The sequence below is a fragment of the Microbacterium saccharophilum genome (assembly GCF_007992455.1).
In the GTDB taxonomy this organism is placed as follows: Bacteria; Actinomycetota; Actinomycetes; order Actinomycetales; family Microbacteriaceae; genus Microbacterium; species Microbacterium saccharophilum.
Genome location: NZ_BKAH01000008.1, coordinates 1 through 17,236, shown reverse-complemented (window position 1 = coordinate 17,236; position 17,236 = coordinate 1). Strand labels below are relative to the sequence as shown.

The following is a 17,236-nucleotide window of genomic DNA, read 5'->3' as shown; positions in this document are numbered from 1 at the left end:
ACGAGCGGGCTGAGTACCCTCTCAGCCTAGGGGAAGGTAACGTAGAGCCTCGTGCACGTACTCTCGGTCAGCTCCCTGAAGGGCGGCGTCGGCAAGACGACCGTGACGTTGGGCCTCGCCTCTGCCGCGTTCGCCCGGGGCGTGCGGACCCTCGTGGTCGATCTCGACCCGCAGTCGGATGTCTCGACGGGCATGGACATCCAGGTCGCCGGTCGCCTGAACGTCGCCGACGTCCTGGCCAACCCGAAGGAGAAGGTCGTCCGTCAGGCGATCACCTCCAGCGGCTGGGCGAAGGTGCACCCCGGCACGATCGACGTCATGATCGGCAGCCCGTCCGCGATCAACTTCGACGGACCGCATCCGAGCGTCCGCGACGTGTGGAAGCTCGAGGAGGCGCTCGCGACGATCGAGCCCGACTACGACCTCGTCCTGATCGACTGCGCCCCGTCGCTGAACGCCCTCACGCGCACGGCGTGGGCGGCCTCCGACCGCGTCATCGTCGTCACCGAGCCGGGCCTGTTCTCCGTGGCCGCCGCCGACCGCGCGCTGCGCGCGATCGAGGAGATCCGCCGCGGTCTCTCGCCGCGCCTGCAGCCCCTCGGCATCGTCGTGAACCGCGTGCGCCCGCAGTCGATCGAGCACCAGTTCCGCATCAAGGAGCTGCGCGACATGTTCGGCCCGCTCGTGCTGTCGCCGCAGCTGCCGGAGCGCACGTCGCTGCAGCAGGCGCAGGGCGCCGCGAAGCCGCTGCACATCTGGCCCGGCGACTCCGCCCAGGAGCTCGCGGCCGACTTCGACTCGCTGCTGGATCGGGTCGTCCGCACCGGCCGGATCCCCGCCGTCGGCGCCGCGGGCTGACCCCGGGCCGTCGGCGCCTCGGCGCCCGGCATCCAGTGCCTCGCCGCCCGGCATCCGCGCCCGCGCGTGGATCCGCAGCAAAGGGCGGGTGCCACGCTCCTCCACCCGCACATCGGCGCGGGCGAGCGTGTCGCCGCGGGCGGAGGTGTCAGCCGTGCTGAAGATCGGGGGCGTTGATCCGCGCCAAACGGCGGGTCCCCCGCTCCTCCACCCGCACATCGGCGCGAGCGAGCACCGGGGCCGAATCTCATCCGCGCCGAATCGCGGGTCGGACCGCCGCACACCCGCACATCGGCGCGGGCGAGCGTGTCGCCGCGGGGGGAGGTGCGGCCCGGGCGAGCGTGTCGCCGCGGGCGGAGGTGTCAGCCTGGCCGAAGATCGGGCGCGTTGATCCGGGGCAAACTGCGGGTCCCTAGCTCTTCAACCCGCACATCGGCGCGGTCGAGCATCGGGGCTGAATCTCATCCGCGTCAAATCGCGGATCAGACCGGCGCACACCCGCACATCGGCGCGGGCGAACGAATCAGCGCGGGCGATCGTGCCGGACCGGGCGAAGGGATGTCGGCGCGGGCGAAGACCCGCGGCCCGCAGGCGGACGCGTCGCCCGGGCGAGCCGGGCGAAGGCGGCGCGGGGTCAGGCGGTCTTGACGGAGCGGCGCGCGGCGAGTTCGTCGACGGGGTCCGGCGCCTGCGGGTCGAAGTCCAGCAGCGTCGACTCGACCTCGTGCAGCACCTTGCCGACGGCGATGCCGAAGACGCCCTGGCCGCGGCTGACGAGGTCGATGACCTCGTCGTTCGACGTGCACAGGTATACCGAGGCGCCGTCGCTCATGAGCGTCGTGCCGGCGAGGTCGCGGATGCCGGCGGCGCGCAGCTGCTCGACGGCGGTGCGGATCTGCTGCAGCGAGATGCCGGTGTCGAGGAGCCGCTTGACGAGCTTGAGCACGAGGATGTCGCGGAAGCCGTACAGCCGCTGCGACCCGGAGCCGCTGGCACCGCGGACGGTGGGCTCGACGAGCTCGGTGCGGGCCCAGTAGTCCAGCTGACGGTACGTGATGCCGGCCGCGCGGGCGGCGACCGCGCCGCGGTAGCCCACCTCGTCGTCCATGGCCGGCAGGCCGTCGGTGAACAGGAGGTCGGTGGCGAACGGCTGTCCGCCTGGCGCGTCATGCGCGTTCATGTGAGCCTCCTGCGTGTCATGGCGTTCTCTAACGCTAGATGAGGGATGCCGGTGCGGCAACGACATCCGCTCTGAGCGTTCGGCGTGTCGCGCGCGGTCAGGGCAGCAGCCGCTCGAGGGCCGCGTGCACGAAGCTCGCGCGGACCTCGTCGAGCCGTCGCAGCAGCTCGGGAGCGAGTTCCCCGGCGCGCCCGCGCGAGGCGGCGTCGGTCCGGCGCAGCAGCGGCGCGAGCGCGCTCTCGACGAGCGAGACCTCGCGTTCCGCCGCCTGGCGGAGACCCCGCACGTGGCGGGGCTGGATGCCGTGGGCGTCGAGCGCCACGAGGGTGCGCAGCAGCGCGAGCGCACGCTCGTCGAACGTCTCCGCCGCCGTGATGAGGCCTGCGCTGATCGCGTCGTTGAGGAGGCCGGCCTTCGCGCCGGCGGCGTTGAGCAGCTCGTCGCGGTGGTAACGGCGGGCCGTCTGCACGATGGATGCCGGGACACCGGGTGCGGCGGCCGCGTCGGGGCCGTGCTCCTCGAGGTACTCCCGGATGCGCGCGAGCGGCAGGTAGTGGTCGCGCTGCAGCGTCAGTGCCACGCGGAGCCGGTTCACATCGGCGGGCGAGAACTTGCGGTAGCCGGACTCGGTCCGCATCGGCGTGACGATCCCCTGGACCTCGAGGAAGCGCAGCTTGCTGCTGGTGAGATTCGGGAACTCGGGCGTCAGTCGCGCGAGCACCTGGCCGATGCTGAGGTGCCCCGCAGACGACGGACGCCCGCGGGGTGCTGCGGCCGGGGTCACTCTCCGGTCACCGCGCCGCGGTCGAGAGGCGACACGAAGAAGTTCAGCCGGAACTTCCCGATGCGCAGCTCGGCCCCGTCGGACAGTGCCGCACGGTCGACCCGCTCCCCGTTGACGTAGGTGCCGTTGAGGGAGCGCTGGTCGACGAGTTCGAAGGTGTTGCCGGTGCGGGTGATCTCGGCGTGCCGACGCGAGACGGTGACATCGTCGAAGAAGATGTCGGCCTCCGGGTGTCGACCGACCGTGGTCACGTCCGTGTCGAGCAGGTAGCGGGCTCCCGCCGTCGGGCCGGAGCGGACCAGCAGCAGGGCGGAACGGGACGGCAGCGCACCGATGGCTTCGACCTCGACAGCACTCAAGTCGCTCCCGAACGGGATGAACGACAGGTCGGCGTCGTGACCGAATGTCTGGGTCGTGTCCGACGATCCGGAACGTCCCCGACCATCGGCGCCGCGCCGGATGTCGTCGTCGGGTCGAGCGTTGTCCTCCACGGTGTCCTCCTCCTTTGACACCCTAACGGATCACGGCCTCCGAGGAAGAGGCCGAATCGGGGGTTCGGGCTGTGCGCGGAATGTTTCCGCGTGTGTCGGCGGGCGTGACCTGCTCGAGGCCGGAACGTAGCCTCTCCCTACCGAGACCGCCTCAGCCGGAAACGACCGGCTCAGTCACAAGGAGCATCCCGTGTCCCCGCAGCCCAGCCGCCTCACGACCACCCCGGTGCGTCAGGTCGCGGCGTGCATGTGCGCTCGCGGCGGAGCCTGCTCGACGTTCGCACCGGGTCATGCGGTCCACCTCATCCAGGCCCGGCTCGTCTCCGCGACGCCGGCCGAGTGGGTCGACGCCCTCGTGGGCGAGCGGCACGACGACGGCACGGTCATCGTCCACACGCTGGACGGCGAGCGGATCGAGCTCTGGAACGGGGCGGGCGCGGCGGATGCCGTGCAGCCGGGCGCGCCCGTCGCGTTCCATCCCCGCTACCACGTGCTGAGTGTCGGCACGCGGCAGTTCAACGCGCTCCGCCTCGGCTGACGGCGGACCGGTCGGGGCTCACGCCATCGACATCGCGTTCTTCATCGCCATGCACGCGTCCATGCAGGCCCGGCAGGAGTCCGCGCACATCTTGCACACGGCGCTCATGTCGGCGTGCGGCATGCACATGTCCATGCACGTCTGACACATCGCGATGCACGCGTCGAGCATCGACATCAGGGATGCCGGCGTCATCCCCTGCATCCGCATCATGGCGCGCATCATCGTGTTGCACATGTCGGCGCAGTTCATGCACGCCGGCGCGCAGTCCATCATCTGCCCGTCCATCATCTGGACGGAGCAGACGACGCACGCCTGCTCACACGCCGCACACGCGTCCATACACGCCTGCATGACGGCCATGTCGATCTCCGGCATGCCCTCCATCGACATCATGTCCTTCGACATGGCGTCCCTCATCATCGCGTCCATCTCGTACCCGCTCTCGTCAGCCGCGGGCCGGCGTGCCCGCCTGCCGCCATGCTAGGCGGGCGGCCGCCCCTCCGGAAGGCATGGCTAGGCTCGTTGGGGTGACCTCCCCCGCTCCTCGTCCCCGCCGCCGCGCCACGGCGCTGGCCGGTCTCGTGCTCGGAGTCCTGCTGGCGGTGACGGCCTCGCCCGCGTTCGCGCACGATGAGCTCATCGGCACCGACCCGGCGGCGGGAACCACGGTGGAGACGCTGCCCGCGTCGCTGACGCTGACGTTCTCCGGCGTGCTGCTGACCGACGCCGGGGCCACCGAGGTCTCCGTGCTGGACTCCTCCTGCACGCCTCTCGCCGACGGCGCGCCCGTCGTGGACGGCACCCGCGTGACGCAGGCGCTGTCCGGCGAGGCGACGGGCGCCGTGACGGTGCTGTGGCGGACGGTCTCCAGCGACAGCCACCCGATCTCCGGCGAGTTCGCCTTCCTGGTCGGCGACGACGGCGCGGATGCGACGTGCGAGGCAGCGAACGCCCCCCGCGGCGACGGATCGACGTTCGATGCGACGCCTCTCCTCATCGGCGGTGGCGTGATCGTCGTCGGTGCCGGCATCCTCGCCGCCGTCCTGCTGGCACGGAGACGACCCTCCCGCGAGGACTAGGCTGGAGGCATGCCTCATTACGACGTCGTCATCCTCGGCGCCGGCCCCGGCGGGTATGTCGCGGCCGTCCGCTCTGCCCAGCTCGGCCTGTCCGTCGCCATCGTGGAAGAGAAGTACTGGGGTGGTGTCTGCCTCAACGTCGGCTGCATCCCCTCGAAGGCTCTTCTGAAGAACGCGGACCTCGCGCACACCTTCCTGCACAAGGCGGAGCTGTTCGGCATCCGCGGCGATGTCCAGTTCGACTACGGGACGGCGTGGGACCGCAGCCGCACCGTGGCGAACACCCACGTCAAGGGCATCCACTTCCTGATGAAGAAGAACAAGGTGATCGAGTACGAGGGTCGCGGCACGTTCCTGGATGCCAAGAGCCTCCGGGTCGCGAAGGCCGACGGCTCGACCGAGACCATCACCTTCGACAACGCCATCATCGCCACCGGCTCGACCGTGCGCCTGCTGCCGGGCGTCACGCTGAGCGACAACGTCGTCACGTACGAGGAGCAGATCCTCACCCGCGACCTGCCGAAGTCCATCGTCATCGTCGGCGCCGGCGCCATCGGCATGGAGTTCGCGTTCGTCATGACGAACTACGGCGTGAAGGTCACGATCATCGAGTTCCTCGACCGTGCCCTCCCCAACGAAGACGTCGAGGTCTCCAAGGAGATCCAGCGCCAGTACAAGAAGTACGGCGTCGAGATCCTCACCTCCACGAAGGTGGAGTCGGTCGTCGACTCCGGCGACAAGGTCACCGTCAGCTACTCCGCGAACGCGGACGGCGCGAAGGGCTCCATCGAGGCCGACAAGGTGCTCATGTCGATCGGCTTCGCCCCGCGCATCGAGGGCTTCGGCCTGGACAAGACGGGCGTGAAGCTCACCGACCGCGGCGCGATCGAGATCGACGACCACATGCGCACGAACGTCGAGGGCATCTACGCCATCGGCGACGTGACCGCGAAGCTGCAGCTGGCCCACGTGGCCGAGGCGCAGGGCGTCGTCGCCGCCGAGACGATCGGCAAGGCCGAGACGCAGACCCTCGGCGACTACCGCATGATGCCCCGCGCGACGTTCTGCTCGCCGCAGGTCGCCTCGTTCGGCCTCACCGAGCAGCAGGCGCGTGACGCCGGCTACGACGTCAAGGTCGCGAAGTTCCCGTTCAGCGCCAACGGCAAGGCCAACGGGCTCGGCGAGCCGGTCGGCTTCGTCAAGCTGATCGCCGACGGCGAGCACCTCGAGCTGCTCGGTGGCCACCTCATCGGCCCCGACGTGTCCGAGCTCCTCCCCGAGCTGACCCTCGCGCAGAAGTGGGACCTCACGGCCCTCGAGGCGGCCCGGAACGTGCACACGCACCCGACGCTGTCGGAGGGTCTGCAGGAGGCGTTCCACGGTCTTGCGGGACACATGATCAACCTCTGAGCATGCACTCCGGGCGCTCAGGGTAACCTGGCTCCCACGACTGACGCCGCCCCATCGAAGCCGGGGGCGGCGTCAGTGCTTTCCGGGCCCGGGTTACGGGGCGGTCGGCACCGTGCCGCCGAGGATCCGCGCGAGCTTCGAATCGGATGCCGCGACACGGCCGCCCGCCTGCGCGACGAGCTCGTCGGCGGCGGCGAACAGCGCGGCGCGACCGGCAGGGTCGGCCGGCGCGGCGGGCCCGAGCTCGAGCTCCCATTCGCGCCACGAGGCCATGACACCGCGGCGGACGTCGGTCGCCTCGACGCGATCGTCGACGAACTCCGCGACGAGGCCCCCGTCCGCGTCCCGCAGCGCGTACGCGGTGCGGGCGTTGCGGATGCGGGCGAGCGCGAGGAACGGCGGCGCGGCGATGCCGGCCAGAGCCGCGACGATCTCGGCCGGGACGACCGGCTCGTCCGCGCTGTCGGCAGCGTCACCGGTGTCGCCGAGCGGCCAGTGGGTCTCGTGCTTGCCTTCCGGCGTGGACTGCTTGATGTGCCAGCCGGCGTCGGGACCGCCCGTGCGGCGGCGGAGCGCTGTCGCCGCACGGGCGAGCGCGCCGTCGGCGGTGTCGAGGTAGCGCGCGTCGAGCGCGCGTGGCTCGGCGTCGCCGACGCGGGCGATGCCCGGCAGGGCGAGCCAGTCCGGCAGCGGCGTGCCGGCGTCGACGTCGTACTTGCGCTCGATCTCGAGCGAGCGCGTCGGCTCGGTCGCGCCGGTCACAGCCCCCGGTCGTCCCGGTCGGCCTCGTCGCGCTCGGGGTCGATGTCGTCCTGCGCCTCGAGGAAGCGGAACGTGGCCTGTGTGGGCCCGTCGTGCTCGCCGGTGTTCTCCGGCGCCCCGTCGCGCCTGTAGACGACCTGGGTCTCGCTGTACGGCAGGATCAGGCGATCCTGCGTCTCGTCGTCGATCGGAATGACCTGCCCGTCGAGCGGGCCTCCCTGCAGTCGTGCGATAGCCATCGTGACCTCCTGCGGCCAGCCTAGTGCGTGGGGAACCCGAGACTGATCTGGCTCTCGCTGGGCTCCGGCCAGCGTGTCGTGACGACCTTCCGGCGGGTGTAGAAGTTGAACGCCTCCGGCCCGTACATGTGCGTGTCGCCGAACAGCGAGTCCTTCCAGCCGCCGAAGGAGAACGCCCCGATCGGCACCGGGATCGGCACGTTGATACCCACCATGCCGACCTCGATGTCGTACTCGAACTGCCGGGCGGTCTTGCCGTCGCGGGTGAACACGGCGGTGCCGTTGGCGTACCGGTTGCCGTTGATGAGGTCGACGGCCTCGTCGTAGCTCGCGACGCGGACGACGGAGAGGACGGGACCGAAGATCTCCTCGTCGTAGACGCGCATGCCGGGCTGCACGCCGTCGACGAGCGACGGCCCGATGAAGAACCCGTCGCCGTCCACGGGGAGGTCCCGGCCGTCGACGACGACGCGCGCGCCCTCGCCCTCGGCGCCGGCGACGAAGCCGGTGACCCGCTCGAGTGCGTCGCGCGTGATGAGGGGTCCCATCTCGCTCGCGGGGTCGGCGCCGTCGCCCACCTTGAGCTTCCCGACGCGCTCGGACACCTTCGCGATGAACGCGTCGGCGACGTCGCCGACCGCCACGACGACGGACACGGCCATGCAGCGCTCCCCCGCCGACCCGTAGCCGGCCGACACGGCGGCGTCGGCCGCGGCGTCGAGGTCGGCGTCGGGCATCACGATCATGTGGTTCTTCGCACCGCCCAGGGCCTGCACGCGCTTGCCGTTCTCGGCGGCGCGCGCGTAGATGTACTTCGCGATGGGCGTCGACCCGACGAACGAGACGGCGCGGATGATCGGGTCGTCGAGGATCGCGTCGACGGCCACCTTGTCGCCGTGCACGATGTTGAGGATGCCGTCGGGCAGCCCCGCCTCGGCGAACGCCTCGGCGAGCCAGACCGCAGCCGAGGGGTCGCGCTCGGAGGGCTTCAGGATGACGGCGTTGCCGGCGGCGATCGCCGTCGTCACCATCCACAGCGGCACCATGGCGGGGAAGTTGAACGGCGTGATGCACGCGACGACGCCGACGGGCTGCCGCACCTGGTGCACGTCGACGCCGGAGGCCACCTGCTCGGAGTAGTCGCCCTTCAGATGGTGCATGAGGCTCGTGCAGAACTCGACGTTCTCCAGGCCTCGGGCCACCTCGCCGAGCGCGTCGTCGACGGTCTTGCCGTGCTCGGCGGTGATGATGCGGGCGAGCTCCTCCGCGCGGGTGGAGATGATCTCGCGGAGCCGGAACATGACCTGCTGCCGCTTGCCGAGGCCGGTGTCGCGCCAGCCGCGCTGCGCGGCCTGCGCGGTGCGGGCCGCCTCGTGCACGAAGTCGGCCGACGCGAGCGCGACCTCGCCGGTCTGACGGCCGGTGGCGGGGTTGAAGACCGGGCCGACCCGGTCGTCGGCCGTGACGCGGCGGCCGCCGACGACGTGCGGGATGGCGGTGAGTGCGGTGGTGTCGATCGTGGTGCTCATGGAATCCTCCAGGGCTCAGGCGGATGCGGGGACGGATGTGGGGGCGGATGCGGCGGGCGCCGCGTCGCGGGACGGGTCGTAGCCGCGCAGCGTGCCGTCGGGCGAGGCGAGCTTGGCGACGAGAGTGCAGTCCTTGCCGCCGAGGCCCTCCGCGATGAGCTCGTCGAGCTGGGCGAGCGCGAGCTCGGCGGCGGGCAGGTGCACGCCGGTGGCCTCCCCCGCCTGCACCGCGAGGCCGCAGTCCTTGCGGGCGAGGTCGACGGAGAACGTCGGCTCGAAGTTGTTGTTGGCGGCCGCCTTCTCGACGACGCCGGGTACCGGGTACCACGTGCGCATGGCCCAGGACGAGCCGGAGGACACGCTCGCGACATCCCAGAAGACCTTGGCGTCCAGGCCCAGCTGCTCGGCGAGCTGCGAGCCCTCCGACATCGCCATGACGGAGATGAACAGCATCATGTTGTTGACGAGCTTCGCGGCGATGCCGGCGCCGGCCTCACCGCAGCGGATGACGTTGCCGGCCATGGGGGCGACGAGGTCGGCGGCGCGCGCGACGTCGTCCGGACGGCCGCCGAGCATGAAGGTGAGGGTGTGCGCCTCCGCGCCCGCCGTGCCGCCGGAGATCGGGGCGTCGACGAAGGACAGCCCGCGCGCGGCGGCTTCGTCGTGGCACCAGTGCGACGTGTCGACGTCGACGGTGGAGGTGTCCAGGAGCAGCGTCCCGGGCGTCGCGTGCGCGAAGACTCCGTCCTCCCCGCCGTACACGAGGCGCACGTGCTCGGGCTTGGGGAGCGACGTGAAGCAGGCGTCGGCGCCGTCGAGCGCCTCACGGATCGAGCCGACGACCTGCACGCCGCGGGCGGCGGCGGCCTCGGCGGCGGCGGGATTGACGTCGACCCCGCGGACGGTGTGTCCGGCGGCGACGAGGTGGGCGGTCATGGGCGCTCCCATGTGGCCGAGTCCGATCCAGGCGATCGTGGACATGTGTGTGCTCCCTGCAGCGTCGAAGGTCACCGGCGGGTCGTCCTCGACCGCGCCGCACCCCCAGGCTAAGCAGGCCCGCGATGCGGATCAACGCACACGGTGGTGGCAATCTTGCACTCCGGCTGTGCGCGGGTGCACACTCGGCCCATGCCCGCCGCTGCCCCCGAGCCGCCGCTCGATGCCCTCATGACGTTCCTCGCCGTCGCGCGCCTCGGGCGGTACACCGCGGCCGCCGAGGTGCTCGGCGTCAACCACTCGACGGTGTCGCGGCGCATCGCCGCGCTCGAGCACGCGATGGGGGGCCGCGTGCTCGTGCGGACGACGGGCGGGTGGGAGGTCACCGATCTCGGCCGCCGCGCGGTCGCGATCGCGCAGCGCATCGAGGGGTCGCTCCGCGAGCTCGTCGCCGACGAGGACGGCGACGCCGTGCACGGGATGGTGCGGATCGCGGCGCCGGAGGCCTTCACCTCGGTCTTCCTCGTCCCGGCCATGACGGCGCTGCGCGAACGGCATCCACGGCTCGCCGTCGAACTGCTCGCCGCGACGCGACGCGCGCAGCAGAACCGGTCGGGCGTCGACCTCGAGATCGTCGTCGGCCGCCCGCAGGTGCTGCGGGCGTACGCGACGCCGCTGTGCTCCTACGACCTGCGGCTGTACGCAACGCCGGAGTACCTGACCGCGCACGGGGAGCCGGCATCCGTCGCCGATCTCGCCGAGCATCCCCTCGTCTACTACGTCGAGTCGTCGCTGCAGGTCGACGAGCTCGACCGCGCGATCCAGGAACTGCCGGCCTCTCCCCCGTCGATCCGGTCGACGAGCGTGTTCGCGCACGTCGCGGCGACGGCGGCCGGGGCGGGCATCGGCATCCTCCCCGACTTCCTGGGCGACGCCGATGCGCGGCTCGTCCCGGTGCTGACCGAGACGTTCTCGCATCCGCTGGCGTACTGGGCGGTCGCGCGGGACGAGGGTCCGCGCAATCCCGCCGTCGCGGAGACGCTCGCGGCGATCACGGCGCACATCCGCGCCGTGCAGGGCGACGCGGCCCCGGTCGCCGCGGCGGAGGAGGCCGCCGCGCCCGCCTAGACTTCTGCGGGTGAAGCCCTTCCTCCTCCTCGCAACGCGGTCCGAGGACGTCCCGGCGGACGAGGAGTACGGGCTCTTCCTGCGCTACACCGGTCTCGACGAGCGCGACCTCGTCCGGGTGCGGATGGAGGCGGGGCCGCTGCCCGAGGTAGACCTGGATGCGCTCTCCGGCATCTTCGTCGGCGGCGGGCCGTTCAACGCGTCCGATCCGGCGGCGAGCAAGTCCGCCGTGCAGCGGCGGGTGGAGGCGGAGTTCGCCGCGCTCCTGGATGAGGTCGTCGCCCGCGACTTCCCGTTCCTGGGCGCCTGCTACGGCGTCGGCACCGTCGGGGCGCACCAGGGGGCGGTCATCGACCGCACCTACCGGGAGCCCATCTCGGTCATCGAGGTGACCCGCACCGATGCGGGGCGCGGCGACCCGCTGCTGGCGGCGCTGCCCGACACGTTCACGGCGTTCGTCGGCCACAAGGAGGCGATCCGCGTCCTCCCGCCGTCGGCGACGCTCCTCGCGACCTCCCCCGGCTGCCCCGTGCAGATGTTCCGGGTGGGTCAGAACGTCTACGCGACGCAGTTCCACCCCGAGCTCGACGTCGACGGCATCACGACCCGCATCCACGCGTACGCCGATCACGGGTACTTCGCCGACCACGAGCTGGAGGACACGCTCGCGGCCGTGCGGAGGATGCCGGTGACGCACACCGGCGAGATCCTCTGCACGTTCGCCCAGCGCTACGCCCGCTGAGCGCGCTGCCCGCTCGGCGCGCCGCCGCCGCAGCGGCGCGCGATCAGAGCATCGGGGGCGTGTGCCAGATGCGGTCGATGTAGTCGCGCATCGAGCGGTCGGACGAGAAGAACCCGCAGCGCGCGACGTTGAGGATCGCGGACCGGGTCCACGCGTCGGTGTCGGCGTAGGCGGCATCCACCCGCGCCTGCGCGGCGATGTACGACGAGTAGTCGGCGAGCACCATGAAGCGGTCGTCGTAGAGCAGGTTCGACACGATCGGCTCGAAGACCGACTTGTCGCCGTCGGAGAACGCGCCCGAGGCGATGAGGTCCATGGCGCGGCGGAGGTTGTCGTCGGCCTGGTAGAAGTCGGCCGGCTTGTAGCCCGCCGCCCACAGGTCCTCGACCTGCGGCTCGCTCATCCCGAACAGGAAGAAGTTGTCGTCCCCGACGAGCTCGCGGATCTCGACGTTGGCGCCGTCGTCCGTGCCGATCGTGAGCGCGCCGTTGAGGGCGAACTTCATGTTGCCGGTGCCGGAGGCCTCCTTGCCGGCGAGCGAGATCTGCTCGGACAGGTCGGCGGCGGGGATGACGCGCTCGGCGAGCGTGACGTTGTAGTTCGGCGGGAAGAGCACCTTCAGGCGCCCTTCGACGCGCGGATCGGCGTTGACGACCGAGCCCACCGCATTGACGAGGTGGATGATGCGCTTGGCCATCGCGTAGCCGGGCGCCGCCTTCGCGCCGAAGATGAAGGTGCGGGGCTGGATGTCGGCTGCTTCGACGCGGCCCGACGTGATGCTCTCGTACTGCGTGACGATGTGCAGCACCTTGAGCATCTGGCGCTTGTACTCGTGCAGGCGCTTGACCATGACGTCGAGCATGTGCCCGTCGCTGACCTCGAAGCCGTCCCGCTCGAAGAGCACCTCGTTGAGGCGGCGCTTGTTCGCGGCCTTCACCTCGCCGAACGCGGCGCGGAAGTCGGGGTTCTCGGCGTAGGACTCGAGCTCGCGGAGGCGCTCGAGGTCGGTGAGCCAGCCGGTGCCGATGGCCTCGGTGATGAGCTCGGACAGGCCGGGGTTCGCGAGGCGCACGAAGCGGCGCGGGGTGATGCCGTTGGTGACGTTGGTGAACTTGCCCGGGAAGAACTCGTTGAAGTCGGGCAGGACCTTGTCGCGCAGCAGCTGGGAGTGCAGCTCGGCGACGCCGTTCACCTTGGAGCCGGCGACCGTCGCGAGGTACGCCATCCGCACGGAGCGCTCCGGGAACTCGGAGATGATCGACATGTTGCGGATGCGCATCTCGTCGTCGCCGAAACGCTCGCGCACCTCGTCGAGGAAGTCGTCGTTGATGCGGTAGATGATCTCGAGGTGGCGCGGCAGGAGGCGGCCGAGGAGGTCGACCGACCAGACTTCGAGGGCCTCGGGCAGCAGCGTGTGGCAGGTGTACGCGAAGCACTGCTTCGTGATCTCCCACGCGGCATCCCACTCGAGGTGGCGCTCGTCGACCAGCACGCGCATGAGCTCGGGGACGGCGATGACGGGGTGCGTGTCGTTGAGCTGGAAGATGACCCGGTCGGGCAGCGTCGCGATGTCGTCGTCGCCGAGCGTCGTGGCGAGGAAGTCGCTGATGGATGCCGCGACGAAGAAGTACTGCTGCTGGAGGCGCAGCTCCTTGCCCTGGGGTGTGGAGTCCTCCGGGTAGAGCACCTTGGAGATGTTCTCCGCGAACGTCTGCGCGCGGACGGCCTCTTCGTAGTCGCCGGAGTTGAAGATGCGCAGGTCGAACGCGTCGGTGGCGACGGCGCTCCACAGGCGCAGCGTGTTGACGCGGCCGTTGAGGTAGCCGGGGACCATGTAGTTGTAGGGGACGGCCTGGACGTGCCAGCCCGGCACCCAGCGCGAGCGGGTGACGCCGCCGTCGTCGTACGTCTCGGTGTGGCCGCCGAAGGCCACCTTGCGGGCACCCTCGGGGTGCGGGAACTCCCACGGCGAGCCGAGGGTGAGCCACGCGTCGGGCTGCTCGACCTGCTGGCCGTCGACGAAGGTCTGCCGGAAGATGCCGTACTCGTAGCGGATGCCGTAGCCGACGTTCGGGACGCTCATGGTGGCGAGCGAGTCGATGAAGCAGGCGGCGAGGCGGCCGAGACCACCGTTGCCGAGACCCGGCTCGACTTCCTGCGCGCGCATCTCGTCGATGTCGATGCCGCACTGCGCCATCGCCTCGGTGGCGATCTCGCCGAGACCGGAGGCCAGGAGGTTGTTGTCGAGCTGGCGCCCGAGGAGGTACTCGGCGGAGAGGTAGCAGACGCCCTTCGGCTTCGTCTCGCGCTGACGACGGAGGTCTTCCAGCCACCGCGCCATGAGGTAGTCGCGCACCGTCATCGCGAGCGCGAAGTAGCGGTCGTTGACGCTCGAGGCGGACAGCGGCACGCCGCGTTCGTAGTTGAGGTTCCGGAGGAACTGCCGTACGAAGCCGTCGACGGAGCTGGCAGGTCCGGTGACCGGAGCGAGGGCGAGCGGGTGCGTCGCTCCGAGGGGGTGGGTGGCGGGCGAGTTAGGGTTCTCAGGCACGGTACGACGGTACACACTGCGGCTGGGAACTGTGACCGTTCCCAGCGTGAATATCCGAGATGTTTACATCACTGTGATGTCACTTCGACGTGGCCTCGGCCTTGCGGCGTTCCTCCGCCTCGGCGGTGCGCGCCGCGCGCAGTTCGTCGGTCGCGAGCTGCACGGCATCCTCGGCCTTGCGGACGCGCCGCTGCAGGAATGTCTTCGCGCCGTAGCGGGCGCGGACGCGGTCGGCATCCTCTTCGACGCCCGTGACGATGTAGGACGTCGCGATGAGGATCACCTGCGCCGAGAGGTTGAACCACAGCAGCAGCGCGATGAGCGATGCGAACGACGCGAGCAGCGGGTTCGAGCCGGCGCCGCCGACGAAGAGGCCGGAGAGCTGCTGGAGGACGGTGAGCCCGACGGCGCCGAGCAGGGAGCCGGCGATGACCGTGCGGGCGCGGGCCTTGACGCCGGAGAGGAAGCGGAAGAGTACGGCGATGGCGACGGCATCCAGCAGGAAGGTGACGGCGATCGTGAACGCCCGCCCGCCGAAGACGATGAGCGGATTGTCCTCGGAGAGCCCGAGGAGATCGCCGATGAGCCCGAGGCCGGCGGCGCCGACGAACGTGACGCCGGCCGAGGCGCCGAGGGCGGCGCCGATGCCGATGGCGAGGACGAGGTTCCGCAGCAGGACCCAGATGAAGAGGGTGTCCTCCGTGAGCTTGTCGGCGATGATGCGCATCGCGGTGCGCAGCGACCCGATGGCGCCGATCGCGGCGCCGATGAGGCCGATGGCCGAGAGGACCCCGGCGAAGGACAGGCTGAGCGGGGCGCTCACCTCGGCGGGGTCGATGAGCCCGTTCTCGCCGACGAGGCCGGGGATGACGTTGTCGACCGCCTCGACGATCGCGTCCATGGCGTCCGGGTTGCCGGCGAGCCAGAGTCCGGCGATCGAGAAGCCGAGGAGCACTCCAGCGAAGACGCTGAAGAGGGTGCGGTAGGTGACGCTGTCGGCGAGCATGGGGCCGCGGTGCTCGCTGTAGCGCAGGTAGGCGCGGACGATCTTCTTGGAGAGGACCCAGGCCGTGATCCGCTGCAGGTTCATCGCGCCAGGCTATCGAGGCGCGCGGATCGAGCGGCGGGGGTTGACAGGGGCGGGCGGGGTCGCGCGTCTTTCTCATCCGTCACGGAAGTCACACGAATCTCAGTGTTCACATCCGTGCCACCAGCCGCATAGGATAACCCCAGGGGAAGGGGAAACGGTGAAGGGACTCGCCGAGACCCTCGTGCGCTCTGGGATCATTCGCGCCGAGGACATGTGGGATGCCGTCGCGCAGTTCGGCGACGGCCCCGAGCTGCGCCAGCAGCTGGTCGCGGCGCGCCTCGTGACCGAGACGCAGATCGCGGAAGGCATCGCCGAGCAGACCGGGTATGCGTTCGTCGACCTCGGTTCTGCCGGTCTCAGCGCCGAGACGATCGCGACTGTGCCGGCATCCCTGTGCCGCCGCTACCACCTCATCCCTGTCGAGCGAGGCCGCCGCAGTCTCACGATCGGGATGCTGGACCCCACCGACCTCATCGCGATCGACGACGTCGCGACGGCGACCGAGCTGAACATCCGCCCCGTCGTCGTGGCCGCCGATGCGCTGGAGGCGATGTTCGGCAGGTTCCTGCGGTCGGACGAGGAACTCATCGACCTGTCGGAGCAGATCGGCGAGATCGCCGCCGCCGACTCGGGCGCCGCGGCGACGGAGTCGATCGAGGAGGGTGTCGACGACGCCCCCGTCGTGCGGTTCGTGAACCTGCTCATCGCGCAGGCCATCAACGACCGGGCGAGCGACATCCACATCGAGCCCGGCGAGCGGCAGCTCACGGTGCGGTACCGCATCGACGGCGTGCTGCACGAGATGCAGCGGGCCGACCGCGCCATCCAGGACGGCGTGCTGTCGCGACTGAAGATCATGGCCGCCGTCGACATCGCCGAGCGTCGCAAGCCGCAGGACGGTCGCCTCTCGGTGCACCATGACGGCCGCCAGATCGATCTGCGTCTTGCGACGCTGCCGACGGTGTGGGGCGAGAAGATCGTCATGCGCATCCTGGACAGCTCGGCGCAGTCGCTGACGATGGGCGACCTGCGCTTCTCCATGCGCAACGAGCAGCGGTTCCGCGGCGCCATCACACGTCCGCACGGCATGGTGCTCGTGACCGGCCCGACCGGGTCGGGCAAGTCGACCACGCTCTACACGGCGCTCAACACGGTCGCGAACCCGCGGATCAACGTCATCACCGTCGAGGACCCCGTCGAGTACCGGATGGCCGGCATCAACCAGGTGCAGGTGAACCCGCGCGCCGGAATGACCTTCCAGGCGGCGCTGCGCTCGATTCTGCGCTCCGACCCGGACGTCGTGCTCGTCGGCGAGATCCGCGATCAGGAGACGGCGACGATCTCCATCGAGGCGGCGCTGACCGGTCACCTCGTGCTGTCGACGCTGCACACGAACGACGCCCCCAGCGCACTGACGCGTCTGACGGAGATCGGCTGCGAGCCGTTCCTCGTCGGGACGGCGCTGTCGGCCGTGGTCGCGCAGCGCCTGGCTCGGCGGTTGTGCGTGCGGTGCCGGGAGGCGTACACCGAGTCGCGCGACGTGCTGTCGTCGGTGAAGTTCCCGCACAACCCGCTCGATCCGCCCGTGCTGTACCGCGCCGTCGGATGCTCGGACTGCTCCGGCACCGGCTACCGCGGGCGCGTCGCGCTGCACGAGGTGATGGAGGTGAGCGAGCGGCTCGAGCAGCTGATCGTCGCCCATGCGACCGGCACGGAGCTGCGGCAGGCGGCGCTCGAGGAGGGCATGATCCCCCTTCGCGAGGACGGGTTCAGCAAGGTCCTCGAAGGCATCACCACCATCGAGGAAGTGCTGCGCGTCTCGATCTGAGCCGCTCGCGCGGACACCCTCGCGCGCGCCAGCTCGCGCCAGCTCGCGCCAGCTCGCGCCACCGCGCTCCGGGCGTTTCCCCGCGATC

At 70.6% G+C, this 17,236-nt stretch carries 17 protein-coding genes; 7 read left to right on the top strand and 10 right to left on the bottom strand.

What is annotated here, in order from left to right; translation table 11 throughout:
* The first annotated feature begins 51 nt into the window (after positions 1-51).
* On the top strand, positions 52-858 hold the full coding sequence (locus MSA03_RS09375) for a ParA family protein (RefSeq protein WP_028495905.1): 807 nt from the start codon (positions 52-54) through the stop codon (positions 856-858).
* 634 nt (positions 859-1,492) lie between these two features.
* Here MSA03_RS09375 and MSA03_RS09370 read toward each other — a convergent pair.
* The 3 genes from MSA03_RS09370 to MSA03_RS09360 all read right to left on the bottom strand — a co-directional run bounded on the left by MSA03_RS09370 (position 1,493) and on the right by MSA03_RS09360 (position 3,313).
* Positions 1,493-2,038 (bottom strand): MerR family transcriptional regulator, encoded by a 546-nt coding sequence (locus tag MSA03_RS09370; protein ID WP_028495906.1) that lies wholly within the window; start codon positions 2,036-2,038, stop codon positions 1,493-1,495.
* 97 nt (positions 2,039-2,135) lie between these two features.
* Entirely contained in the window at positions 2,136-2,822 is a 687-nt protein-coding gene (ftsR, locus tag MSA03_RS09365) for a transcriptional regulator FtsR (RefSeq protein ID WP_028495907.1), read from the bottom strand.
* The gene (locus MSA03_RS09360) at positions 2,819-3,313 is read right to left on the bottom strand and encodes an FHA domain-containing protein (RefSeq protein WP_028495908.1); all 495 of its coding nucleotides are present in this window, start codon (positions 3,311-3,313) and stop codon (positions 2,819-2,821) included. Before MSA03_RS09360 ends, ftsR begins: the two co-directional genes overlap by 4 nt.
* Before the next feature lie 190 nt (positions 3,314-3,503).
* Between MSA03_RS09360 and MSA03_RS09355 the strand changes: the two genes are divergently transcribed.
* Positions 3,504-3,851, top strand: a complete 348-nt coding sequence (locus tag MSA03_RS09355) for a hypothetical protein (RefSeq protein ID WP_147050701.1) — start codon at positions 3,504-3,506, stop codon at positions 3,849-3,851.
* 18 nt (positions 3,852-3,869) lie between these two features.
* Here the strand turns inward: MSA03_RS09355 and MSA03_RS09350 are convergent, their stop codons facing one another.
* Complete coding sequence (locus MSA03_RS09350; protein ID WP_244946386.1) at positions 3,870-4,259, bottom strand: four-helix bundle copper-binding protein; 390 nt, start codon at positions 4,257-4,259, stop codon at positions 3,870-3,872.
* 122 nt (positions 4,260-4,381) lie between these two features.
* Here MSA03_RS09350 and MSA03_RS09345 point away from each other — a divergent pair, with 122 nt between their 5' ends.
* Both MSA03_RS09345 and lpdA read left to right on the top strand, forming a co-directional pair.
* On the top strand, positions 4,382-4,933 hold the full coding sequence (locus MSA03_RS09345; RefSeq protein WP_244946385.1) for a copper resistance CopC family protein: 552 nt from the start codon (positions 4,382-4,384) through the stop codon (positions 4,931-4,933).
* Positions 4,934-4,942: 9 nt separating this feature from the next.
* Positions 4,943-6,343: a dihydrolipoyl dehydrogenase gene (gene lpdA / locus MSA03_RS09340; RefSeq protein ID WP_147050695.1), complete on the top strand. Its 1,401-nt coding sequence runs from the start codon at positions 4,943-4,945 to the stop codon at positions 6,341-6,343.
* 93 nt (positions 6,344-6,436) lie between these two features.
* On the opposite strand, the gene MSA03_RS09335 is transcribed toward lpdA, so the two are convergent.
* The 4 genes from MSA03_RS09335 to MSA03_RS09320 are packed head-to-tail and all read right to left on the bottom strand — an operon-like array spanning position 6,437 to position 9,854.
* The gene (locus tag MSA03_RS09335) at positions 6,437-7,105 is read right to left on the bottom strand and encodes a CYTH domain-containing protein (RefSeq protein ID WP_147050693.1); all 669 of its coding nucleotides are present in this window, start codon (positions 7,103-7,105) and stop codon (positions 6,437-6,439) included.
* Positions 7,102-7,344, bottom strand: a complete 243-nt coding sequence (locus MSA03_RS09330; RefSeq protein WP_147050691.1) for a response regulator — start codon at positions 7,342-7,344, stop codon at positions 7,102-7,104. Before MSA03_RS09330 ends, MSA03_RS09335 begins: the two co-directional genes overlap by 4 nt.
* Before the next feature lie 20 nt (positions 7,345-7,364).
* Entirely contained in the window at positions 7,365-8,873 is a 1,509-nt protein-coding gene (locus MSA03_RS09325) for a CoA-acylating methylmalonate-semialdehyde dehydrogenase (protein ID WP_147050689.1), read from the bottom strand.
* Positions 8,874-8,888: 15 nt separating this feature from the next.
* Entirely contained in the window at positions 8,889-9,854 is a 966-nt protein-coding gene (locus MSA03_RS09320) for an NAD(P)-dependent oxidoreductase (protein ID WP_147050687.1), read from the bottom strand.
* 186 nt (positions 9,855-10,040) lie between these two features.
* Here MSA03_RS09320 and MSA03_RS09315 point away from each other — a divergent pair, with 186 nt between their 5' ends.
* Both MSA03_RS09315 and MSA03_RS09310 read left to right on the top strand, forming a co-directional pair.
* Positions 10,041-10,937: a LysR family transcriptional regulator gene (locus tag MSA03_RS09315; RefSeq protein ID WP_147050813.1), complete on the top strand. Its 897-nt coding sequence runs from the start codon at positions 10,041-10,043 to the stop codon at positions 10,935-10,937.
* A gap of 10 nt (positions 10,938-10,947) precedes the next feature.
* Positions 10,948-11,679 (top strand): glutamine amidotransferase, encoded by a 732-nt coding sequence (locus MSA03_RS09310; RefSeq protein WP_147050685.1) that lies wholly within the window; start codon positions 10,948-10,950, stop codon positions 11,677-11,679.
* A gap of 43 nt (positions 11,680-11,722) precedes the next feature.
* On the opposite strand, the gene MSA03_RS09305 is transcribed toward MSA03_RS09310, so the two are convergent.
* Entirely contained in the window at positions 11,723-14,230 is a 2,508-nt protein-coding gene (locus MSA03_RS09305; RefSeq protein ID WP_244946384.1) for a glycogen/starch/alpha-glucan phosphorylase, read from the bottom strand.
* Between the two features lie 79 nt (positions 14,231-14,309).
* Entirely contained in the window at positions 14,310-15,320 is a 1,011-nt protein-coding gene (locus MSA03_RS09300) for a YihY/virulence factor BrkB family protein (protein ID WP_147050681.1), read from the bottom strand.
* 157 nt (positions 15,321-15,477) lie between these two features.
* On the opposite strand from MSA03_RS09300, the gene MSA03_RS09295 reads away from it, so the two are divergent.
* On the top strand, positions 15,478-17,148 hold the full coding sequence (locus MSA03_RS09295) for a GspE/PulE family protein (RefSeq protein WP_170245482.1): 1,671 nt from the start codon (positions 15,478-15,480) through the stop codon (positions 17,146-17,148).
* Positions 17,149-17,236: the final 88 nt, after the last annotated feature.

Coding starts and splice junctions, on each gene's coding strand:
- MSA03_RS09370 (WP_028495906.1), bottom strand. CDS start 2,038: ATGAACGCGCATGACGCGCCAGGCGGACAGCCGTTCGCCACCGACCTC.
- MSA03_RS09350 (WP_244946386.1), bottom strand. CDS start 4,259: ATGTCGAAGGACATGATGTCGATGGAGGGCATGCCGGAGATCGACATG.
- lpdA (WP_147050695.1), top strand. CDS start 4,943: ATGCCTCATTACGACGTCGTCATCCTCGGCGCCGGCCCCGGCGGGTAT.
- MSA03_RS09330 (WP_147050691.1), bottom strand. CDS start 7,344: ATGGCTATCGCACGACTGCAGGGAGGCCCGCTCGACGGGCAGGTCATT.
- MSA03_RS09325 (WP_147050689.1), bottom strand. CDS start 8,873: ATGAGCACCACGATCGACACCACCGCACTCACCGCCATCCCGCACGTC.
- MSA03_RS09320 (WP_147050687.1), bottom strand. CDS start 9,854: ATGTCCACGATCGCCTGGATCGGACTCGGCCACATGGGAGCGCCCATG.
- MSA03_RS09315 (WP_147050813.1), top strand. CDS start 10,041: ATGACGTTCCTCGCCGTCGCGCGCCTCGGGCGGTACACCGCGGCCGCC.
- MSA03_RS09300 (WP_147050681.1), bottom strand. CDS start 15,320: ATGAACCTGCAGCGGATCACGGCCTGGGTCCTCTCCAAGAAGATCGTC.